We start from the raw sequence: 21,408 nt of genomic DNA, 5'->3' as shown, positions 1-21,408 counted from the left end.
GAGCCATCCGCGCGGTCGTGCCGACCGTCGGGACGCCAAAGATCGCCTAGCCGTCGGCAAGCATCGCCTGTACGTCGACGGCGGGCGCATCGAGTAGCTTGACCAGCGCGTCAAAGTCGATCGGCCGGCTGAACAGGTAGCCTTGCCCCACCTCGCAGCCAAACTCCCGCAACACCGACACTTGCCAAACGTACTCGACCCCTTCGGCCACGACGCGCAGCCCAAGCATATGCGCCATGCTAATCATGGCCTGCACGATTTGCCTGTCGCTGTGCGAGCCTTGCATGTCATGGATAAAGGCGCGATCAATCTTGAGTTCGGTGACCGGTAAGTGCTTCAGACTGGACAGATTGCTGTATCCAGTCCCGAAATCGTCGATGGCAATTCCGACGCCCGCGGCGCCCAGCTCCCGCACAAATTCTAGCAGCCCTTCCTCGTGCACGAACAACGCGTTCTCCGTCAGCTCAATCTTGAAGCGCCGACAATCAACGCCAAACTGCGCGATAGTCTGCAGCACAGGCTCCTGCCTGTGCCAACTCAGTTGCAAGGGCGAGAAGTTCACCGCCACCCTGAATTCCGGATCGATCGCCAGTGCCTCGAGCTTCGCGACGTATCGACAGGATTCGCGCAATACCCAATCCCCGATCGCGCCGATTACCCCGGTCTCTTCGGCTACCGGAATGAATTCGGCCGGCGAGACGGGAACGCTGCCATCTCGCATCCAGCGGAGCAAGACTTCCGCACCGATGACCTTGCCCGTGGTGAGCGACACCTGGGGTTGCCAGGCCAGCGAAAATTCGTTGGCCTCGAGCGCGCGGTGCAGCGCGTTGGAGATGTCGAGGCGCTTGAGCACCTTCGTATGCAGGCCGCGAGAAAAAAAATGACAAGCGCCGATGCCATCCTCCTTGGCGCGGTACATCGCCGCATCGGCATTCATGATCAGCGCTTCTGCGGTCGTGCCATCGGCGGGAAATCGGCTGACCCCAATGCTCGCGGAGACGTAGCTTTGCGTACCGTTCAGGACAATCGGCTTGGCCAGTTCATCGAAGATCCGCCGCGCGATCGACTCGACCTGAGCAGGATCCGCGGTGTCGTGCAGAATGAATGTGAATTCATCGCCGCCGATACGGCCGACAAAATCCGCTTCCTTCACCAGTCGCTTGAAGCGCTCCCCGACCACCTCGAGTAGCCGATCGCCAAACGAGTGGCCCAGTGTATCGTTCACGTCCTTGAACCGGTTGAGGTCAAGGAAAAGCAGGGAAAATTCCGTACCCTTGTTCGCCGAACGTTCGATCGCATGGCCAAGCCGGTCCTGGAACAAGCGTCGATTTGGCAGACCGGTCAGGCTGTCGTAGTAGGCAAGGTGCATGTACTGGGCGCGCAGGCTTTCGCGCTGCATGATGTCCGCGAACATCGCCACGAAACTGAACACTTCGCCATGCTCGTCGTGAACCGTCTTGATCGTTACCCAGTCGGGCGCGATCGAGCCGTCCGCCCGCAATAGCCAGACCTCCCCTTCCCAGCGTCCGCCATCGCGCAGGGTTGCAAATATCTCCGCGTAGAAGCCCCGTCCATGCCGGCCAGACCGTAAGAATCCGGCCGGCCGCCCGACAATATCCGCGCCGGGATAGCCCGTCGCGGCTGTGAAGGCACGATTGATGTACTGGATGCGCAAGCGAGCGTCCGTTACCAGCACCGCGTCACTAGTTGACTCGAGCACATTGGCCGATATCTTGCGGTTTTCCAGCTCAGTACGCAATTGGCTAACCAGCGCCTCGCGTTCACGACGATTGATGTCACTGCGACAAACGAACTCGGCCAGCAAGGACGCCATGGAGACAATGCCGATGTATCGCCCTTGCGCATCGAAGACGGGTAGGTGCTCACAAGCTTCCTTACGCATGCGCTTGAGCAACTGGATCGCGCTGGCATGCCCCTGCACGGGCTCGGGTGGACGTCGTGCGATCAGATCCGCGAAAATCCGTGCTGGAAAAAGCGTCGCCTGCCGGTCCGTCACGACACCGAGAAACGTGCCGTCGTCATCGAAGACCGAGAAGACGTTCGTCGATGTCTGATTGACCCCGACCAGATCCCGATATCGCTGGTCGAGCGCAACGCGGCGTGCCGTCAGGTCGAGGCACTCCGAAACAAGCAATGTGTCCATCTGCAAGCCTTATCCCAGCTTTTGATCCACGAACAACTCGACTTCCAGCGCCAGGTGAAGGATTTCCTCGGCTCCCATGGCCGGTTTGATCTCATCCAGGATGAACGTCTTGAGCTCTGCGGCGGGGATCTTTCTGAGAATCGCCTTTCGAATGAGGATGTCAGAAATCACGTCGTCGTCGATTTCTATATGCTCGAAGGCCGTGGTTGACAGCAAACTGAGTGCTCGCCCGACCGCAACGTGTCCAATTGGCGAGGCGCGCCCTAGCACGAGCCCATCGGTAATTGGCGGAAGGACAAACTCCTTGATGTGGGCGCGCAATCGCTTCTGACGACGTTTCTCCATTCCGACACTAACCTTTCCGATCCAAGATCGAACGCGCCAAGGAAGCACCGCACGCAAATCCGGCGCAGCACGACATCCTTCGCGGGCCGTTTGTACCAGACATTCCTGCCACCGACTACCCATCAAACGTGGGCCCGCAAGAGTTGCCATGCTTTGAGTTTCTACTCCTACTAGTGAGTATCCGTGGATACCGCCTAGGGACGCATATCCTGGTAGAGCTTGAGCATGTCCTTGTATTCACCCGCCGTCTTCTGAATGGAAAACCGCATACGCACCGCATTCTCCGCAAATGCCACGCGCTCGACGTCCATCTCGACCGTATTGCCATCGATGCCGGACTGCATCGGCACCCGGTAGAGCAATGCCTCCTCCGCCGCTGACGGACGGGACTCCAAATGCCGCCGCGAAGTCGTCGCCATGCCCACAAACGCATTGCCGCTTGCCATCGCCCGTTCCAATTCGGCGCCAAAGTCGATGTCCCGCGCCTTGTAGTTCGGGGTATCCGCGTTGGCGATATTGGCTGCCAGAAACTCCAGCCGGCGAGTGCGCAGCCTGAGCGCCAGTTCATGAGCGTTTTCCGCGCTACGCGCAGCATTCTGGATAAATGCGGTTTCCATCTCGCCTCTCCAACGCATTCGGAAGAGGGCAGACTAGCCTACCCCACTCCGCGTCATTGCGAGGATAAGCGATCAATTTATCAACGTTTCAAATGACCAAGTTGCAATGATCTTGACACCGTTGTGCCGTACAGAATTCGCCTGCTTTGGACGCATTTCCCTCAGATGACCGGTTCGTAATATTCGAGTCATTCGACTGATCGTGTCGGGCCGATAGACTGTGCACACGGTGAGCGAGACAGACTCGCCAACATGACTCCGGAGAACTTTCCATGAAGAAGCTTCACACTGCCATTCTTACCGCCGCACTCTCGATCCTCGCAGGCACTGCCGTGGCCGCTCCCGCCGAGGGGCAGGTCCATCGCCCTCGCGATCCCTTCACGGACGGCGCACGCGCCGGAGCCTCAGCCAGCGACGTGTACGCCGGCGGCGCGCGCATCGACAAGCGTGACGTTTTCACCGACGGAGCACGTATTGGGGCGCGAGACGTCTTCACCGACGGCGCTCACGGGCTCTGACAGGTTGACGCCCATGCCAGTTTGACACTTGCACAAGTGTGAGGGGAGCCAGTCATCCGTCCAGGTTGACTGGCTTCCGGTGCTGCTCTTTTGCCTCTACCGTGGCACGAAGAGCTTGTGGCTTGCCTCCTACGGAGGCAAGCCATTTTCTTGGGTGCGCGTCTGGGCTAGCGCCATGCTAACGGCCATGCGGCGCATCAGAACTTGAACGGAAAGGTGCCCCCACCCACACTGTCCGGAACGACCAGTCCGGTGGAAACGCACTCCGTTCTACCGGAACGAATTTCGTCGGAACCACAGCGGGCGGCGAAGTGCTTTTCCTGGCCCCCCGTAGTGCCCCACGCGGATGCCCAGATGACTGGCTCGCTGTCAATTCTGTCGAGGTAGATTTTCCGGCGTAAGCACCGGCGTGTTGCAACTGGAACGCATCGGCAATGTGCTGCTGCGGAATCACCTGATAGATGACCCGTTTGGCATGGATGGCCGCCAGGCCGCACGAACTCTGGTTGATCATTGCGGCTGCCCCCGACCAGTCCCAGCACGCGCTGCTGACGTACGAAAAGTCTGGCCGTTGGTTCTGGACCTGCGCCACCGGTCAGCACGTCAATCATGGCAATTTTCTCGCCAACCCTTCACGCCGCGAGGGATTGTGTCAGCGCACCGGGACCGTATCCTCATGATTTGCTGCTGGCCACACGCGCCAGGCAGCGAGAAATCCGACAACAGAAACGCACGCAAGCACCACAAATGCTGCACGCATCCCGTATCGCGCCCCCACCTGCCCCGCGAGCGGATAGGCAATCAGCCAGCACGCATGCGAGAGGGAGAATTGCGCAGCAAACACTGCAGGGCGATCGGCTGAAGCCGCCGAGCGTTTCAGCAGACGTCCGCTTGGCGTCAACGTCATCGAGTACCCGATGCCGGTGGCAAACCACGTCAGCAGAAGCATGGGCCATTCGATGACTTGCCCGAACCCGGTCAGTGCTACTCCAAAAGCGAGACTGGCTGACATAAGGATGGCGCCGCCCAGCATGGCTGGACGATCAGGACGATTCGCCAACAGCCTCGGCAGTAACAGTGCCACAAGCATCGATCCGCAGCCGAAGGCCGCCAGAGCGAATGGGACATCAGACGCCGGACGCTGCAGCTTGCTTTGCACATAGACGACCGTGTTCACGATGACCATCGAGCTGGCGGCGGCCGCGGCGAGGTTCAGGGCCAGAAGCCCTCGCAAGCGGTGCGTCCGAAGGTAGATCGACATACCCCGAAACGTTTTGGCATACAGGCTCTCCTTGCGAGCTATCGCCTTGGATTGCGGCAAACGCACCGAAACGACGAACGCAGCCGACACCAGGAAGCCCACGACAGTGCCGCCGAACAGCCAGTGAAAGCCGATGACCGATAGCAACGCGGCGGCCAGCATCGGACTCACCAGACTCTCCATGTCATACGCCAGGCGCGACAGGGATAAGGCATTCGTATAGGCCTTCTCTTCAGGAAGGACGTCCGGGATGGTCGCCTGAAAAGTTGGCGTGAACGCCGCCGATGCCGACTGCAACAGGAAAATCAGGATGTAGATCTGCCAGATCTGCGTCACGAACGGCAGAGAAATTGCCACCAGCGCCCGCACGAGGTCCATCGCAACAAGGAATGCGCGACGCGGAAGCCTGTTGGCGAACGCACCCACAACCGGGGCAATGCCCACATAGGCAACCATCTTGATTGCCAGCGCGGTTCCCAGGACGCTACCCGCGTTCGCACCAGCCAGATCATAGGCGAGCAGACCCAGCGCGACCGTCGCAAGCCCGGTGCCAATCAGCGCGATCACCTGCGCACCGAACAGGTGCCGATAGGTTCGGTTCCGCAATACGTCCAGCATGCAACCTCCTAAGCTTCAGCGAGTTCGTCGCGACCCACGCCCGCGCCCCGTTTCCGGCGCACCACCATGCCGCATATCGCGGGCAACACGAAGAGCGTGAGCACGGTGGCCGTGATCAATCCACCGATCACGACCGTTGCCAGTGGCTTTTGCACCTCCGCACCCGTCCCCGTTGCGAGGGCCATGGGCACGAAGCCCAGAGATGCCACCAAGGCAGTCATGAGCACCGGTCGCACCCGTTCCATCGCGCCATCGATCACGGCCGCGTCCGGCGCCACCCCGTCTTCCAGCCGTTTGCGGATGGCCGATATCAGGACGAGACCATTGAGAACGGCCACGCCCGAGACAGCAATGAAACCCACTGCTGCGGAGATGGAGAACGGGATGCCGCGCAGCAGTAGTGCGAACACGCCTCCCGCCAGCGCCAGGGGCACAGCCGTCAGAACTGTCGCGGTCAGCATTGCATTGCCGATCGCCATATACAGCGCCGCGGCGATCAGCACGAAGCAGGCGGGCACAATCATGGCGAGTCGCTTGGTCGCGGCTTGCAGGTTCTGGAACTGGCCGCCCCATTCGATGTACATGCCGGGAGGCAACTTGACGTCCCGCGCGATCCGCGCAGCAGCATCGTCTACAAAGCTGCCGAGGTCACGCCCGCCCACATTGGCTTCCACGTACACGCGACGCTTGCCGTTGTCGCGGCTCACTTCGTTCAGGCCCTGTGTGAATCGGAACTCGACAAGCTGCCGCAATGGCACGGAAACCCGCGCCTGGTCCGAGGCGGCTGGCAGCATCACGGGCAGCGCGCCAAGCACATCGAGGTTCTCCCGCTGATTGCCTGGCAGGCGGATGACAATATCGTAGCGCCGATCGCCATCGAATATCTGGCCTGCCGGGCGGCCCGCCATCGCTGCCGAGACGGTATCGGCCACTTCCTTCACCGTCAGCCCATACCGCGCGATAGCGGCGCGATCGAATACGATGTCGAAGGTGGGAAACCCGCTGGTCAGCGGTACGCGCACATCCGTTGCTCCGGGTGTCTTGCGCAAGACGGCGGCAATGCGTTGCCCAGTGGCGGTCAGGTCGTCGAGATTCTCGCCATAGATCTTTACGGCGACATCGCTGCGCACGCCACCGATCAGTTCATTGAAGCGCATCTCAATGGGTTGGGTGACGTCGTAATTGTTGCCCACCATCGGTGCCGTCTTCTCCCGGATACGCTCGATCACCTGTTCCTTGGTGGTTACGCCATCCGGCCATTCACTCTTCGGCTTGAGGATGATGTAGTTGTCGGAGGCGTTGGGCGGCATGGGGTCAGCCGCCAGGCTGGCGGTACCCGCCTTGGAGTACACAGTCTTCACCTCAGGGAGCGAGAGCACGGCGCGTTCCAGCGGCAAATCAATCGCCACCGACTGATCGATCGATGTCGATGGAATGCGAACGGAGGACAGGTTAAGGTTCTGTTCGTCAAGCGTTGGCATGAACTCGCGACCGACAAAGGCGAACGCAACTGCAGCCAGTGCCAGCACCAGCAAGCCGGCGCCGACAAACGGAATCGGTCGCGCCACCGCCCGCTCCAGCCACGGGCGGTACCACTGCTTGGTCGCGACGATCACCCGTACTTCCTTTTCGGAAACTTCCTTGCGTAGCAGCACAGCCAGCATCGCAGGCACGAAGGTCAGGGACAGCACGAATGCGGACGCCAGCGCCAGCATGAGCGTCATCACCATCGGCGAGAACATTTTTCCCTCCACGCCCTGGAATGTCAGGCACGGCAGGAATACCAGGAAGATCACGAGTTGCCCATAGATCGTGGGGCGAAGCATTTCCCGTGACGACAGCAACACTTCGTCCAGGCGTTCCCTCAGCGTCAGTAGACGACCTTCCTGATGCTGACGCTGCGCCAATCGCCGCAGGGTATTCTCGACGATGATCACCGCACCATCGATGATCAGGCCGAAGTCCAGCGCACCCAGACTCATCAGGTTGCCGGAGATCCCAAGCTGATTCATGCCGATAGCACTGACCAGCATCGACAATGGGATGACCAGCGCTGCAATGACGGCAGCGCGCCAGTTGCCCAGCAGCAGGAACAGGATTACCACCACCAGCAAGGCGCCTTCCACCAGATTCTTGGCGACTGTCTCGATGGTGGCGGTCACCAGTTGCGATCGGTTAAGCGTAGGAACGATGACTACACCCGGCGGCAGCGTCTTCGAGATTTGTTCCAGCTTGTCGCCAACATCCTGCGCCACGGTACGGCTGTTCGCGCCAACCAGCATCAGCGCGCTGCCTATCACCGTTTCCTGGCCATTGCGGCTGGCCGCACCGGAGCGAAGTTCTCCGCCAATCTTGACGGACGCCACCTGGCCGACCGTGATCGGCACGTTCTGGCGATGGGCGATCACGGCGCGCGAGATCTCGTCCGCCGACTTGATGCGCGCATCGGCACGCACCAGGTACGATTCACCCGAACGGCGCATGAAGTTCGCACCCACCGAAAGATTGGCATCCTCCAGAGCCTGTGCGAGGTCGCCATATGAGATGCCGTAGGCGGCCATTTTTGCAGCATCAGGCTCGACCACGAACTGCTTGACATAGCCACCCAAGGAATCCACGTCGGCCACACCAGCCGTTGTCCTCAACTGAGGGCGAATGATCCAGTCCTGCACGGTTCGCAGGTATGCAAGCTTCGACACACGGTCATCAAGCCGTTCCCCGCGCTCGGTCAAGAAACTTCCATCGCGTTGCCAGCCCGGCGCCCCGTCCTTGAGCGGTGCGCCCTTGCCATCAGGGTATTGATACTCCACGCTGTAGTGGAATACCTCGCCCAGACCAGTGGAAACCGGACCCATCTGCGGCTCGGCGCCTGCGGGCAGGCTGGGACGTGCCTGCACGAGTCGCTCCGATACCTGCTGGCGCATGAAGTAGAGGTTGGCGCTCTCCTTGAAGATGACGGTGACCTGGCTGAACCCGTTGCGGGACATCGACCGCGTGTTCTCGACGCCGTTCAACCCTGAAATAGCGGTTTCGATCGGATACGTCACGCGCTTCTCGACCTCCACGGGGCTTAGGGTTGGCACCACCGTGTTGATCTGCACCTGCTTGTTCGTGATATCGGGCGTGACATCGATCGGCAGCAGCTTGAGCTGCCAGGCGCCGATTGCGGCAATCACGACCGTCAGGAACAGAACAAGCCATCGGTAGTGAATCGATCCACTGAGGACATTGCCAATCATTCGTCGTCCCCAGCTGCCTTGTTCATCTCGGCCTTCACCAGAAAGGCATTACGCGTTGCCACCTGCTCCCCGGCGCGCACACCGGAGAGAATCTGCGCCATGCCGCCACTGCGCGTACCGACCAGAACCGGCTGCGCACGGAATCCATTTTCCGTGCGCACGAATAACGCATCGGTGCCATCAATGTTCTGTACGGCATCTTCGGGAACCGACAACTCGCCATTGTTGTTTGCCTTGGCGCGCAAGCGAACCTGGACACCTTCGCCTACCACCAGGCGGTCCGAAGGTTGCTCCGGTCTCACGACGACCGTGGCCGCGCGTGCACTGCCCGATACGGTTGGCGTGACAGCCTGGATCTTCGCCGGCAACGGCGATCCGTTGGAAAGCAGAATCGCGGCTTGGCCACCCGGTGAAATACGGCCCAGATCCCCTGCAGTGACGGCGGCCTCGACCTGCACGGCGCCCAGGCCAGCCACACGGAACAGATCGGCCTGCTGCGCGACATACGCGCCCAGCGTCACCGATTGGGCAGTAATCTTGCCGGCGATGGGGCTGACCACCGCGACCGCCCGGCCATCGCTTGTCAGGTGCGCAGCCTCGGCAACCGTTGTGGCGCGCTGCGCCTCGGCCTGCGCGACCTCCAGTGCCGCTTTGGCTGATTCCATTTCCTGGCGCGGTGTCACGCCTTGCTGAAACAGACTGGCTTCACGTTCATACGTCCTGCGGGAGAGATCCGCCCTGGCTTGTGCTACCCTGCGTTCCGAAGCCATCGCTGCAGCCTCCGGACTTTCGACGGTGGCCAGCACATCACCGGCGCGCACACCCTCGCCAAGGCGACGTTGAACCCGCAGCACCGTGCCCGCCGCACGGGACACAATCACAGCCTCGCCTCCCGGTACTGCGGCGACTCAGGCAGGCGCCAGAATCTCCGAACCCACCCCAACACTGGCGACCGGCTCGACGGCGATGTTTGCCGCCGCCAGATACTGGGTCGGAATTCGAACCTCTCGTGGGCCTGCCGGTTTGGCTGCCGCTGCTTCCGATGCGGCTTGCGCGTCGGCTGCCTTCGCGGGAACGGGCCCATTCCCCGGCAACAGCACGCGCGCGACGCCGAATCCCATCAACGCTGCTACCGCAGCAACGCCTGCAACCACCGGCCAGCTTGCAGGCTGACGCTTGTTCTTCATCATTTGGTGTCCTCGAATGCCAGGTGGCCGTCCGCCTGGGCAAGCACCGCCAGTGCGCGCACGCGCGCCAGACGCGCGTCAATGGTGAGTTGCCTGGCCTCCAGCAAGGCACGCCGGACGGCAAGCAATTCCATCAGCGGCGTCTTGCCGGCGTTATAACCGACGCGGCCCATTCGATAGGCCTCTGCCGCCGCCCTTTCACCCTCCTCGGCCGCGGTGATCTGGCGATCCGTTGCGCTGACCTGCGAGATGGCGGATCGGCGCGCCGCTACGGCTTCCAGTCGCATGTTGTCGAGCCTGGCCTGCGCGGCCGCGACGCGCTCCACGGCCGCATTGATGCCGCTGCGGTTTTGATCGAACAGGGGAATCGATGCCGTCACCCCGACAACATATCCGCTGGCGTTCGTCCATCCGTATCGACGCACGCCGGCACTTACGCCCACGTCCGGAATCCAGCGCTTTCTTTCCACGCCAACTTGTGCATCCAGCGCATTGCGCTCGGCCTCTGCCGCAGCGACGGTCGGGGCCTCCTGTCCGGGGAGTGCCGCGGTCGGCACGGTGCCTTGTGTCGTTAGCAGGGAACTGGACACCGCGGTGTACGGTTCGGCAGCTCCCGTCATGGCCGACAGCCGCGCCAGTGCATGCGTGGCGTCATTGTCGGCGGCGGCCTGCGCAGCCTGAGCGGCCGCCACACTTGCCTGCGCTTGCGCGCTGCGCAGCGCTGCTTCCTTTCCGGACTGCACTAGCGCACGCGCAGCAGTGAACTCCTCGTTCGCACGTGCCAGGTTTTCCGTCGCCAGCGCCATCCGGGCGGCCATGGCCTCCGCGGCGGCATAGGCAACCGCTAGTTCTGCCGCGTAAGCAACCCGTGCCAGGCGCTCACGCGCTTGCGCTGCGGCATAGTTGCGGTCCCCCACTTCGATTCGTGCGCCCCGCTTGCCACCAACCTCAAATGGCTGGGTAATCGAGTAGGTGTTCTGGCGCTGGCTCGTGCCGTCGCTTGACGGTGCGCCGAGGTTCTCCAGGACCGTATCGATCCGTGGATTCAGCCAGGCACGTGCTTGATTGGCATCGGCATCTGCGGCGCGGACGGTGGCGGCCTGCGCCATCATCGCCGGGGCACTTGCCATCGATTGCTGCAACAGGACACTATAGGGCGGGGCTTCCGCCGCGACCCCTCGCACCGAAGCCAGGAGCCATAAGACGGCACCGATGTAGTGCACTTTGGCTGGCGTGAACAAGGTTACCTGGGTCATCTGAGAGTCGTAAGCTTTGCTACTTCTATCAATACGCGGCGCGAACGGATACACAAGTCGTCGGCACGTCGAAATCGCTCGTCGGCACATGACAGGGGCGCTGCGAGCGCCCTTTCTTCGTCAGTCGACCTTGAGCCGCCCTTTTGCTGCCAGCTTCTTCCATCCCGCCACCTCGCGAGCGATCCGTTCCTGCAGCAAGGAAGGTGTTCCGCCAGCGGCCGAAACACCATCGCGTTGCAGGTGCTCGTTGGCATCAGGCGCTTTCAGAAAGGCATTGACGGCCGAGTTCACCTTTGCGACCACCTCTTGCGAGAGGCCCTTCGGTCCGATCAGACCATGCCAGTGGGGTACGTCGAAACCGGGTATCCCCGACTCGGCAACCGTCGGAACGTTCGGCAGGGCGTTAAGGCGGGTTGGCGTTGTGACCGCTACAGCAACAAGCTTGCCGGCGCGAATGTGCGGCAAGGCAATTGCAACACTGCTGAAGTAGACGTCGCATGTGCCTGCAAGAGTGTCGGACATTGCAGGCGCGGCGCCCTTGTAGGGGATGTGCGTCATTCTGATGCCTACGCGATCCATGAAGAGTTCCGTCGCAGCGTGAGCAACCCCGCCCGCGCCGGAGGTCGCATAGTTGATCTTGTCCGGGTTGGTCTTGGCCTTCTGAATCAGGTCACCGATCGTCTTGATGTTGGTCTTCGGGTTAGCGACGATGAGCAGCGGGCCATTCGAGATCTGGACGATGGGCGTCATGTCTGCCACAGGATCGAACCCAAGGTTGTAGACCGCAGCGTTCACGCTGTAGCTCGAAGCGATGAGGGTCAGCGTGTAGCCATCGGGCGCTGAGTGCAATCCCTGCTCCGTGCCAAGGTTACCGCCTGCTCCTGGCCTGTTGTCGACCACGAACGGCTGCTTCAACGCGGCGTTGAGCCTGGAGGCGGTAAAGCGCGCGATGGCATCCGAGCCGCCTCCGGCCGCAAACGGCACGACGATTCTCACAGGCCTTGACGGCCAAGCACCTTGCGCAGGCGCAGGGAGGGCAGCCGCTGCAACCGCGGCCGCAGCTCCGCGCAGAACTGCTCGCCGGCTCAGGCAAAACTCGCTCCTATCTACTTGCGTCAACGTCGTCTCCTTTGAAAACAAGCAATGGTCCTTCGGCGACGCATGGGCGTCTATCGCAAAATCTTCAGCGATTCTTGATCGTTGTGCATGTATCAGGCTTTGGGCGGCCGACCGTTACCTTTGTCGCAGCGACAGAGCTGATGAACTGCCGAATCTAAGAGTCGAATTCGAAGCGGCCGACAGCACGTGTGAAACTCTCGGTACATTCCCCGAGATGGAGGCCGACAAGGGGCCGGCCTCCATCAAGGCAGCGGGGACTGACCGAGAGCGAGCTTATCGGTGGAGGGCGTCGTCAATCCGTGGTGGTCGCCCGTGGTAGGGTAGGGTGTTTTGACTTTGGAACCCTGGCGTTCCATATCTCCATGTCAACAGCTTGCACGCTTCCCACCGCCGTCGTTACCCTGGCCGATGCGGCGGCGCTCGATGCGGCGTCGAGTCGCTTTGTGGTGCCCTGCGGCGACGGTGACATCCTTGTGCGTGCCTGGGGCCTGCCTGGGGGGCGGCCTACGGTACTGCTGCACGGCGGCTCGGGTAGTTGGGTCCACTGGGCGCGCAACATCAGCGCGCTCGTCAGTGCCGGCCGGCGCGTCTGGGTGCCCGACCTGCCCGGTTTCGGTGACTCTGCGCGGCCGCCTTTGGGCACCGATGCTGACGCGCTGCCTGAACCTGTCGAGCGGGCACTCGACCAACTGCTGGACGGCGCCGCGTACGATCTGGTCGCCTTTTCGTTCGGCACCATGGTCGCCAGCTTCATCGCCGCGCGTTGGCCTCATCGCGTAAGACGGCTGGTGCTGGTCGGTGCGCCTGCGCTCGGCATCGGGCCGGCGAATCCGCTGGGCCTGCGTGCGTGGATGCATCTGTCTCCCGGGCCCGAGCGTGACGATGTCATGCACGCCAATATGCGCGCGCTGATGCTCGCGCGCGAGGCGACGACAGATGACGACAGCCTTGCCTTCCATCTCTACCGCGCTGACCTGCTGCGCGACCGCATGCCCAAGCGTCGTCTGCACCAGACGGACGTCATCCAGCGTACCCTGCCTGCCGTGCGGTGCCCGCTCTTCGGCATCTGGGGCGAACAGGATGCGCTCTATCGGGGGCGCACGGACCTGATCGCCGGTGCGCTGAGCAAGGCACCGGCATTCAGGTGGCTGCGCATCATCCCCAACGCGGGCCACTGGGTGCAGTTCGAGGAAGCCGCGGCATTCGATAAGGTGTTGGACCAGGCTTTGACCGAAAGCTGAACGGTGGTCACCTGAAGCACCTGTTTCGGACTGGCCCGAACGCCTACCGCGCTGACCGCGCGCGCGACAGGTAAGGGAACCGACTCGCGACGCCGTGCGTCCGCTATCTGTCCGACCGACACGAGAACGGCGCTTCCTCGTTAAGCACCATCAGGTGCATTCTGCGCCAGGTGATCGCGTTTCGCGATCGCCCGCCACGACATGATCTGACCGGGGTGCTAGGCCCCGGCGGGACGCCGGGCAAGACAGGTTTCGCAACGCCTGCGTGCCGGCGCCGATGCAGCCAACGGTACAGCGCTGACGACTCGGGGGCCGACCTTGACCGCACTCATTGACCGACATGCTTCCGGGTCTTGCTGAAGATGCGCCATCCCTTGACGCGGCTGATATGCCTGCTGGCCGACTTAGTAAGGCGAACGACTGCTCTACAACTGGGAGCTTCCGCTGATGATGCGTAGGCCCCAGTGGCCGAAATGGGTCGGGAACGGAAGTCCACGGTTCCGGCGGGCCTTGGCGACCGACGAACTTCCGCGTTCGGCCAGGAACGGTCACTGCGAACGTACCCCCCAAAACGGGCATTCAGTTCTCGGGTACTATCGACGTGCCCGATTGCAGGGCTCCCGTTCCCCCGCCGGAAGCCGTTACAGAGGCAGTTCCGCATCCGGTGGTCTTGCAGCTTGCTTGGACTACGACACGCCGGAGGGGGTACGCAAGGTGAAAGTACGGGCTGCAAATGCTGGCTACATGCTAAGACGCTAGAATGTCGACTGCTCACCGGACCACAGTCTACGGGTCCACAATTCGCGCTCTGGCTTGCTGATCCGCTAGCGTTGTATGGCGCCGACAGCGCCCCACTCGCGCCTGGTTACGTAAACCCGAAGGCGGACGGGAAGCAGCGGACAGTGAAGGCAATGTAAGCAGTAATCGCGGATAATTGCACGATCATCCTCGCCTTCATAACTGCCGGCAAAAATACGCATCCCATCGAACAAATAGAACGGGGGTCACATGAAGTATGTTTTTCGCAGAAACAGCTCAGTGGGGGCCATGGACGCCGAGTCCGACGAGCAGTTCTTGCGCGACTGCTTTCTCGACACGGGAGACTTGGAGTCTTTGATTGACTCCGACAACCCCAAACGTATTGTCGTTGGCCGTGTTGGCGCAGGGAAAAGCGCTCTACTTGCGCGGCTCCTGGAGACCCAGTCGAATGCCTTCGAGCTTCGCGCGGAGACACTATCGCTGAGCTATGTGGCGAACTCCGACATCATCCAGTTCTTCGAGTCCGCCGGCGTCAAGCTTGACCTCTTCTACCAGTTACTGTGGAAGCATGTTTTCGTGGTGGAACTACTTCGGCGGCGTTACAAGATTACCGAGCATGAACCCTGGGGCTTTTTGGATAATTTCCGGGATCTCTTCCAGAAAGACCAGGCAAAGAAACGCGCCGTGGAGTATCTCCGCCAGTGGAACGACCAATTCTGGCAGGACACGGAGACACGCGTCAAAGAGTTCACCACCAAACTCGAGCGCAAGCTTGCCGGTACGCTGGATGCAAAGGTTCATGGCTTCTCACTAAATGCTTCAGCGGCGAAAAACCTTACTGACGAGGTAAAGGCAGAAGTCATCCATAAGGCCCAGTCCGTCGTCAACGAGAATCAGGTTCGGGAGCTTGGAGAGATCATTACGCTCTTGGCGGATGAGATCTTCACCGACCCCAAAAATAGGTTTTACATCGTCATCGACAGGCTAGACGAGTCTTGGGTTGACGATCGCATCCGATACAAGCTGATTCGAGCTCTCGTTGAGACAATCAGGGCATTCCAGCGCGTCAGGTCAGTCAAGGTCGTTATAGCGGTTCGGGAAGACCTGCTGCGGACGGTCTTCGAGTCAACTCGCGAGGCAGGCTTCCAGGAAGAAAAATTCGAAAGCCTTATCCTCCGCCTGAGGTGGAGCAAAGCCCAGCTTAGGCAGCTCCTGGACCTTCGTATCGAGAAGCTCATCAGAGAACAGTTCACGCAGAGGAAGGTCACATTCGACGACGTTTTCCGGGGCGCAGTTCGAAACGAATCCGCCATCGACTACCTTCTCAGCAGAACTTTATTCAGACCACGCGACGCCATCTCGTTCGTCAACTGCTGCATTGAGCTTTGCGAGGGAAAGGAGGCGGTCCCACCTTCCGTCGTTCAAGACGCAGAGCGCAAGTACTCTATGGGGCGATTGCGATCTCTCCGTGACGAGTGGAGTGGCCACTATTCTTCGCTCAACGCATGCGCTGAACTCATCCGGGGGAGACAATCCCATTTCAAGTACTCCGAAATCACCGAACAAGACTTGGCTGATTGCGTCCAGGAGCATTGGACTGAAATCGAGGAGACTGACCCTTTAAGGATTGCAGCAAACGACTACATGCAGAGCACGCGCTCTGCCAACTCTTGCATTATTCAGATTTTGAAGGTCCTCTACACGACATCGATAATCGGCATCAAACCAGAGGCCACGGAACGGGTGAGCTGGTCGCATCTCGATGACCGCGGAATCTCCGACGGCCAGTACAAGAAGAGCTCGGCAATCAATGTGCATCCAATGCTTTGGCGCGCCTTGGATATCGTTCAGCCTGTTCGGATAGATAGTCGCCGGCGCGACGACCGGCAGAAGGCTGCCAGCAAGGAACTCAAAACGAAGGTAGCCTAATTAAGTGACACCTCGACCGCAACTCGCGGTTCTAAGTGCCATTCGGTTCGTCCATGATGGATGAACACCGTGCGAACTGCCGGACAATCAGGGGGCCTCAAATGTGGTCCCCATCCATTCGGTGCTTAGGCAGCTTCTTCAATCAGGAACCTGTTCGGATTCCTTCCCAGCCACGCCGGTGCGCGACCGCGGCCCGACCAGGTCGCACCTGTCTTCGGGTCACGATACTTCGGAGGCAGCGGTTCCTTTGCTACCTTGGCGGCTCCGCTACCGGCGGGTCGACCCCGACGGCGCTTGCCTTGAATGTCTTCGCCGGACAGACCGTACTGCTCCATAAGCGTCCGGATGTGATCGATGACCCCTGCCACTTCTGTTGCGCGAACTTCTGCGAGTTGAGCTTCCAGAGCTTCCTTCTGCACCAGCAGTTGCTTGTAGGTTGCCATGCAAAATCCTCAATGGAGCGGTTAGAGAAGTCTAAAATTTTACCGAATCTCGTCCAGTATAGAAGTTCCTAAGCCGGCCCATGCCATTTCAACGCGCTACGCGCTAGCGATTGAGTACTGGGCTGCTGCCGGTCCGGTGGACACCGACCTAAGCTTCTTGCGCCTTTTGGAACTCTATCGGGCTGACATAGCCGAGCGTCGAATGTCGGCGCGTCGGGTTGTAGAACCGCTCGATATAGTCGAACACGTCGGCTCGCGCTTGCTCCCTGGACAGATTACCTTGTGAACCGCCCCGGTTTTCGAGGAGGCCGATTGGTTTAAGTTGAGGCCGCCACAGCGCCTCGCTGGCGAGTTGCCGCCAGTAGTTTGCCTCAGCTTCAGCCGGAGGGATGTACCCGATGGGCTCAAGCAGTCGGATGTGGTTGAGCCAGCGCACCCATTGCAGGGTGGCCAGTTCCACGGATTCCCTGGACTTTCAGGGCGCTCGGCGGTGAATCAATTCGGCTTTGTACAGCCCATTGATGGTCTCGGCCAGCGCGTTGTCGTAGCTGTCGCCACGACTGCCGACCGAGGGTTCGATGCCAGCCTCGGCCAGGCGCTCGGTGTAGCGAATGGACAGGTATTGGGAGCCTCTGTCGGAATGATGAACCAAGGCATCGGAGCTGGCCGGTTGGCGGTCATACAGAGCCTGTTCCAGGGCATCCAGCACGAAGTCCGTACGCATGGTGCTGTTCACGCGCCAGCCTACGATTCGCCGCGCAAATACGTCGATGACGAACGCCACATACAGCCAACCCTGCCAGGTCGAGACATAGGTGAAGTCCGACACCCATAGTTGATTGGGCCGCTCGGCTTGAGGCGTTCGCGCTTGCTGCTGGTCAGGCCCTCGCGTTGCCCGCTGTCGACCTCCTCACGCTTGACCCAGTCCAGCAGCGTCTGCGATACGCAGCCAATCTTGGGCGCGATGGATTCAACGGCTGCCCATAGCGAGGGGTATTCGCCTCGATGCTCCTGCACCATGCGCACGGCACGCTCGCGCACCTCGGGTGAGAACTTGTTCGTCTTGTTCATGGCTCCATTCTCTCAAGAGTTGGAGCCTCCTCAAGCCAAATCCCGGGGCGGTTCAGGGGGATATCGAAGCCCTCGTTATCCAGCAAATACAAGAGGCGCTGAAAACAAAGCGCTGAGGGCATTCTCCCGGTCTAATGGATATCACTCTCTGGCCCATCCCAATGACCGCTCAGCGTCGCGAGCCGCCGATGGAGCCGGGCCTGGCCTGTGACTGGGGCGGACGACGGGGACCGGCCAGAAGCGGCCAGTCAACAACCACCACCACATTGCACACAATACGTAGTCTGGTCCTCAAAGGCATCCACCGCACCATGCAACGACACACCCTGTATGCGTATGTAGATGGGACTGACCTCGACGACGTTGCAGTGGCTATCGAGCGGGAGCTCGTCGCACTTGCAGACTCGTCAGGCTGGGTCGCTTCGCGCCCAATTGTGGTGAACCAGAAGAGCATGCACGCTGGTAGCCGACCAGATGACTTGCCGGACTGGGACCTAGGAGTCAACTTGACCCTGCCCGAGCCTGAATTCGAGCCAACTGATTGGTTTGCTGACATCGAACGAGTTGTGGCGCGCTTGGCCCAACTGCATTCGAAATTCGGGCGCGATTTCGTCATTGGCATTGCGGATAACGCAAGCGGCGTGGCCGACGACCTTTTTCACATCGAATCAGAGACCACAGACTTAGGTAAGCTGCGTATGCTCATCGGGGCTTAGGCTGTCCAACGTCGTGATGGAGAAGTGTTTTGCTGCGGCTACCGCCTATCGGCCAGCACCGGTCGCTCACTAGAGGCTGCTTCGCGTTGCACACGTACGACGACAGAGAATCGGATTTACATGAACCTCGCTTCCCTCATCGCGGACCTGGAGTCGGTCGATAACACACTCACCATCGTCGCAAAACGACCATGGACCGCAAACTCGGACGCACGGTTGGTTTCATTGACCGACGAGTACCGCATTCCTAGCAACGTACTGCAAGAGGGCTTTGAGTATTTTCTTGAGGTGTCAATAGCTCTCGATGAAGTACTAGGCGAACTCGCGAGCCAACTCTCACCGGCTCAACGGGTCGCAGCGATTGTCTACTACGCTGAAAATGACGCTTATCCAGATTGGCTCAATACGATAGCTCGGTCCTTGCGTGGATGACCGCTTCGCGGTGACCAGCGTGGCGAATTGGGTGTCTGCTCAGGGTCGGTAACCGCCGATTGGAGGCGATAGCGGCAGTACTTCTTGCGCATGCGTCACGCCGTGATTTCCTGACTGGCGCATTGGCTTTTGGCTTTTGGCTTTTGGCTTTTGGCTTTTGGCTTTTGGCTTTTGGCTTTTGGCTTTTGGCTTTTGGCTTTTGGCTCTTGGCTCTTGGCTCTTGGCTCTTGGCACGCTGGCGACCTTCGGCAACCTTCGGCAACCGGAGCATTGCGAAGATTGAGTTGCCGCTTCTTCCTGAGCGTTAACATGAGATCGCCGCGTAGCGATGGCTGCGCGGCGATCCTGTCCTACGGTGCAAGTTTCGGGCGGAGGCGCCACACGGCGCCAGCCTACTCCCGAGCGTCGGAATCGCTAGCAAAAGGCATCTACTGCACGCGGACGCTAGGGCTCAGTCCGCTGCTTCTTCTCGAATTTAGACAACTCCTCGAGTTGCGATCGAACCTTCTCTAAGATGGCGCGTTGCTCAGATCGCGTACGCGACCGCAAATATGTGAGTGCCACCAATGTAAGTGGATGTACGTTGAGAGCCTCGGCAAGAGAATCAATTTTGTCCAGTGTCGGACTCTTTAACCCTCGCTCTAGGCTACTGACGTATGTCCGGCTGGAAACCACATCCAGCGCCTCTTGCGGAGCTTTCCGGAACCGCCGCACTGTACGCAACGCACCACCAAAGTTCTCTCTGAGCGTCATGGGAAGAGCTGAAGCAAATCCCATAATCTCGTCTTTATGAACACTATAGAGCTACAATCTATAGTGTTCATTACCTTGGAGAGAGTCGTGTTCTTAACGCAGGAAGCTTGGCGTCATCCCAATCCTTCATTACAAGCCCTGGTTGCACCCGCCCAAGCCTGGCAATGCGTTAGCGTTGACGAAATGCGCCCTAGCCTTCTGTTGGAGGTGAAGCACCTCGACCCCAGCGAACTGCCGAATTGGATTCTGTCCTCGTCAATGGAGGACGTGGTCGATATGCTTATTCATGCGCCAGAGCGAATCGGCGCCGTTCAAGCACTGGTGCCTAGCGGGCTGCACAAATCAGGAACCTGGCATTTGGAGCCAGTGGTCGGCATCGACGAATGGGTTCTGGGCAATCGCTCGGGACTTGAATGCCATACGGAATCGGGCGAGCGGTACGCATTTGTGCCGAGGCCAGCGAACTCGGAAACGCACCGTCAATGGAAACTTCCTGCTGCTGCGCTCTGCGATGGAATGACGACCTGAGCGGCAGTCCTGCCCGGCTGCCTAGCAACTTGTGCGACTGGACGTCAACCAGCTCGCGCCATTTAGTGCACGCGGCCGCGCCTGACTTGGCCGCCATTGTTCGGCAACGACACAGCAATGCATAGGAAATGTGAGGCCCAAACACATGCGAACGGTGAGCCAATTAGATCAGCTTCGAAACCACGTACCGATTGGCCAGGATCGCCTTGGCGCGTTTGTCGCGCTTGCCTCGATTCCACAACCATACATTCGCGAACTGATGCAGTTGATTCAGCGGGAGATGGTCCCCATCTTCCATCACGAATCGGCAGGTGACTGCATATATCCTTGGGATTGGTACGCGTGGCTGGAGAATGCACTCTTTTGCCCATTTTGAACGCGAAAGAAACTGCCACTGCTGATATGGCTAACACAAGCAAGCCGAGTGAAAAGCTGCGGGCAGACGTTGTTGCCCTGCAAAAACGAAGTGTCCAGGTTGGCTGGCCCTGGCAGAGATTTCGGACAACGCCAAGTCGCACAGGCCCGTTCGTAGTGCCTATAAGGGGAAACTTCGCGTATCGCTGACAGGGCTCTAAGCGATCATTGACTGCTGCAACCGGCGCAAACTTCGGAAAGTGCCCAGTCGCGCTGATGGCGCTAATGTTGGCACTCGACCATGCCGGTGCAGCACGCCCGGTTAGCCGCATACCCCGTGATCCCTTGCTTTGGGCGGAAGGCTAATTCTTGCCCTACAACTACTGCGTCCACGTCTCCGCACGCCGGTTAGGGCGCCACAAGCGGGTCGGCCGAGCCACTATCCGAACGCCATGCGCCACAGCCACCACGTGACGGCACCCTCCCCATCCTGAACGACGAGCTGGCCTCTCTACCCCTTCTGACGCGAACTGGAATCAAGTGTGAAGGTTCAGGCGCAATCCGCTGCAAGCTCAGTAATATTAGCCGCGGTGATTCCGAAAAGAGTACAGTTGATCGCATGCCGCGTCCGCACGGCAAACGGTCCGCATCACGCTTTGATGATGTCAGGACTCGAATGCACCAATCTGTGCGAACAATGACAAGTCGAATTTCTGTCATTTTTGTCGTTATCCGTGGCAAATAATCGGCAACAACAAATGGAGAAGGTCGGTACGGCCGCCTCCAGCAAGGCTTTGGGGCGATTGAAAGCCCCGCGTACCGACCTTAATGGCGCGACGTACCGACCTTAATGGCGCG

16 protein-coding genes and 3 pseudogenes are annotated in these 21,408 nt (G+C 60.0%); 6 read left to right on the top strand and 13 right to left on the bottom strand.

Annotated elements, in window-relative coordinates; all coding sequences use genetic code 11:
• Window positions 1–46: 46 nt before the first annotated feature.
• The 3 genes from WD006_RS10460 to flgB all read right to left on the bottom strand — a co-directional run bounded on the left by WD006_RS10460 (window position 47) and on the right by flgB (window position 3,126).
• Window positions 47–2,164: a putative bifunctional diguanylate cyclase/phosphodiesterase gene (locus tag WD006_RS10460; RefSeq protein ID WP_011229389.1), complete on the bottom strand. Its 2,118-nt coding sequence runs from the start codon at window positions 2,162–2,164 to the stop codon at window positions 47–49.
• Window positions 2,165–2,173: 9 nt separating this feature from the next.
• Window positions 2,174–2,509: a hypothetical protein gene (locus WD006_RS10455; RefSeq protein WP_008642702.1), complete on the bottom strand. Its 336-nt coding sequence runs from the start codon at window positions 2,507–2,509 to the stop codon at window positions 2,174–2,176.
• A gap of 194 nt (window positions 2,510–2,703) precedes the next feature.
• Complete coding sequence (gene flgB, locus WD006_RS10450; protein WP_008642701.1) at window positions 2,704–3,126, bottom strand: flagellar basal body rod protein FlgB; 423 nt, start codon at window positions 3,124–3,126, stop codon at window positions 2,704–2,706.
• 272 nt (window positions 3,127–3,398) lie between these two features.
• Here flgB and WD006_RS10445 point away from each other — a divergent pair, with 272 nt between their 5' ends.
• Window positions 3,399–3,644, top strand: coding sequence for a hypothetical protein (locus WD006_RS10445; protein WP_008642700.1), 246 nt, complete (start codon window positions 3,399–3,401; stop codon window positions 3,642–3,644).
• A 652-nt stretch (window positions 3,645–4,296) separates the two neighbouring features.
• Here the strand turns inward: WD006_RS10445 and WD006_RS10440 are convergent.
• The 6 genes and pseudogenes from WD006_RS10440 to WD006_RS10415 form a co-directional block, all read right to left on the bottom strand.
• A complete protein-coding gene (locus WD006_RS10440; RefSeq protein ID WP_008642699.1) occupies window positions 4,297–5,523 on the bottom strand; it encodes an MFS transporter in 1,227 nt (408 codons plus the stop codon).
• Window positions 5,524–5,531: 8 nt separating this feature from the next.
• On the bottom strand, window positions 5,532–8,762 hold the full coding sequence (locus WD006_RS10435) for a CusA/CzcA family heavy metal efflux RND transporter (protein ID WP_008642698.1): 3,231 nt from the start codon (window positions 8,760–8,762) through the stop codon (window positions 5,532–5,534).
• Window positions 8,759–9,649, bottom strand: a pseudogene (locus WD006_RS10430) (efflux RND transporter periplasmic adaptor subunit); the annotation flags it as partial. The gene WD006_RS10435 and the pseudogene WD006_RS10430, both read right to left, overlap by 4 nt.
• Before the next feature lie 21 nt (window positions 9,650–9,670).
• A complete protein-coding gene (locus WD006_RS10425; protein ID WP_051069083.1) occupies window positions 9,671–9,952 on the bottom strand; it encodes a hypothetical protein in 282 nt (93 codons plus the stop codon).
• On the bottom strand, window positions 9,949–11,205 hold the full coding sequence (locus WD006_RS10420) for a TolC family protein (RefSeq protein ID WP_011229386.1): 1,257 nt from the start codon (window positions 11,203–11,205) through the stop codon (window positions 9,949–9,951). Before WD006_RS10420 ends, WD006_RS10425 begins: the two co-directional genes overlap by 4 nt.
• 120 nt (window positions 11,206–11,325) lie before the next feature.
• Window positions 11,326–12,189: a tripartite tricarboxylate transporter substrate binding protein gene (locus WD006_RS10415; protein ID WP_017514964.1), complete on the bottom strand. Its 864-nt coding sequence runs from the start codon at window positions 12,187–12,189 to the stop codon at window positions 11,326–11,328.
• A 497-nt stretch (window positions 12,190–12,686) separates the two neighbouring features.
• Here WD006_RS10415 and WD006_RS10410 point away from each other — a divergent pair, with 497 nt between their 5' ends.
• On the top strand, window positions 12,687–13,565 hold the full coding sequence (locus WD006_RS10410; RefSeq protein WP_011229384.1) for an alpha/beta fold hydrolase: 879 nt from the start codon (window positions 12,687–12,689) through the stop codon (window positions 13,563–13,565).
• Between the two features lie 1,047 nt (window positions 13,566–14,612).
• A complete protein-coding gene (locus WD006_RS10405) occupies window positions 14,613–16,253 on the top strand; it encodes a P-loop ATPase, Sll1717 family (RefSeq protein ID WP_017515034.1) in 1,641 nt (546 codons plus the stop codon).
• A gap of 125 nt (window positions 16,254–16,378) precedes the next feature.
• Here WD006_RS10405 and WD006_RS10400 read toward each other — a convergent pair whose 3' ends face one another.
• The 3 genes and pseudogenes from WD006_RS10400 to WD006_RS10390 all read right to left on the bottom strand — a co-directional run.
• Entirely contained in the window at window positions 16,379–16,696 is a 318-nt protein-coding gene (locus WD006_RS10400; RefSeq protein ID WP_017515035.1) for an H-NS histone family protein, read from the bottom strand.
• Between the two features lie 148 nt (window positions 16,697–16,844).
• A pseudogene (locus tag WD006_RS10395) lies at window positions 16,845–16,964 on the bottom strand (IS3 family transposase); the annotation flags it as partial.
• A 66-nt stretch (window positions 16,965–17,030) separates the two neighbouring features.
• Window positions 17,031–17,767 (bottom strand): annotated as a pseudogene (locus tag WD006_RS10390) (IS3 family transposase); the annotation flags it as partial.
• A 311-nt stretch (window positions 17,768–18,078) separates the two neighbouring features.
• On the opposite strand from WD006_RS10390, the gene WD006_RS10385 reads away from it, so the two are divergent.
• Both WD006_RS10385 and WD006_RS10380 read left to right on the top strand, forming a co-directional pair.
• Window positions 18,079–18,483: a hypothetical protein gene (locus WD006_RS10385; RefSeq protein WP_227874024.1), complete on the top strand. Its 405-nt coding sequence runs from the start codon at window positions 18,079–18,081 to the stop codon at window positions 18,481–18,483.
• 120 nt (window positions 18,484–18,603) lie between these two features.
• On the top strand, window positions 18,604–18,915 hold the full coding sequence (locus WD006_RS10380) for a hypothetical protein (RefSeq protein WP_017513085.1): 312 nt from the start codon (window positions 18,604–18,606) through the stop codon (window positions 18,913–18,915).
• A gap of 444 nt (window positions 18,916–19,359) precedes the next feature.
• Here WD006_RS10380 and WD006_RS10375 read toward each other — a convergent pair whose 3' ends face one another.
• On the bottom strand, window positions 19,360–19,668 hold the full coding sequence (locus tag WD006_RS10375; RefSeq protein ID WP_104669951.1) for a helix-turn-helix domain-containing protein: 309 nt from the start codon (window positions 19,666–19,668) through the stop codon (window positions 19,360–19,362).
• An 87-nt stretch (window positions 19,669–19,755) separates the two neighbouring features.
• Here WD006_RS10375 and WD006_RS10370 point away from each other — a divergent pair, with 87 nt between their 5' ends.
• The gene (locus WD006_RS10370; protein ID WP_128646586.1) at window positions 19,756–20,196 is read left to right on the top strand and encodes a hypothetical protein; all 441 of its coding nucleotides are present in this window, start codon (window positions 19,756–19,758) and stop codon (window positions 20,194–20,196) included.
• Window positions 20,197–21,408 lie beyond the last annotated feature (1,212 nt).

The sequence above is a fragment of the Cupriavidus sp. Met-2 genome, assembly GCF_049843575.1.
Classification (GTDB): domain Bacteria; phylum Pseudomonadota; class Gammaproteobacteria; order Burkholderiales; family Burkholderiaceae; genus Cupriavidus; species Cupriavidus metallidurans.
The sequence above is the reverse complement of the archived record's forward strand: the minus strand, read 5'-3'. Positions and strand labels throughout refer to the sequence as shown.

Excerpts from the sequence above, each read along its gene's own strand:
- WD006_RS10435 (WP_008642698.1), bottom strand. The coding sequence starts at position 8,762 with ATGATTGGCAATGTCCTCAGTGGATCGATTCACTACCGATGGCTTGTT.
- WD006_RS10425 (WP_051069083.1), bottom strand. The coding sequence starts at position 9,952 with ATGATGAAGAACAAGCGTCAGCCTGCAAGCTGGCCGGTGGTTGCAGGC.
- WD006_RS10380 (WP_017513085.1), top strand. The coding sequence starts at position 18,604 with ATGAACCTCGCTTCCCTCATCGCGGACCTGGAGTCGGTCGATAACACA.
- WD006_RS10385 (WP_227874024.1), top strand. The coding sequence starts at position 18,079 with ATGCAACGACACACCCTGTATGCGTATGTAGATGGGACTGACCTCGAC.
- flgB (WP_008642701.1), bottom strand. The coding sequence starts at position 3,126 with ATGGAAACCGCATTTATCCAGAATGCTGCGCGTAGCGCGGAAAACGCT.
- WD006_RS10375 (WP_104669951.1), bottom strand. The coding sequence starts at position 19,668 with ATGACGCTCAGAGAGAACTTTGGTGGTGCGTTGCGTACAGTGCGGCGG.
- WD006_RS10405 (WP_017515034.1), top strand. The coding sequence starts at position 14,613 with ATGGACGCCGAGTCCGACGAGCAGTTCTTGCGCGACTGCTTTCTCGAC.
- WD006_RS10455 (WP_008642702.1), bottom strand. The coding sequence starts at position 2,509 with ATGGAGAAACGTCGTCAGAAGCGATTGCGCGCCCACATCAAGGAGTTT.
- WD006_RS10420 (WP_011229386.1), bottom strand. The coding sequence starts at position 11,205 with ATGACCCAGGTAACCTTGTTCACGCCAGCCAAAGTGCACTACATCGGT.
- WD006_RS10460 (WP_011229389.1), bottom strand. The coding sequence starts at position 2,164 with ATGGACACATTGCTTGTTTCGGAGTGCCTCGACCTGACGGCACGCCGC.
- WD006_RS10440 (WP_008642699.1), bottom strand. The coding sequence starts at position 5,523 with ATGCTGGACGTATTGCGGAACCGAACCTATCGGCACCTGTTCGGTGCG.
- WD006_RS10400 (WP_017515035.1), bottom strand. The coding sequence starts at position 16,696 with ATGGCAACCTACAAGCAACTGCTGGTGCAGAAGGAAGCTCTGGAAGCT.
- WD006_RS10410 (WP_011229384.1), top strand. The coding sequence starts at position 12,687 with ATGTCAACAGCTTGCACGCTTCCCACCGCCGTCGTTACCCTGGCCGAT.
- WD006_RS10445 (WP_008642700.1), top strand. The coding sequence starts at position 3,399 with ATGAAGAAGCTTCACACTGCCATTCTTACCGCCGCACTCTCGATCCTC.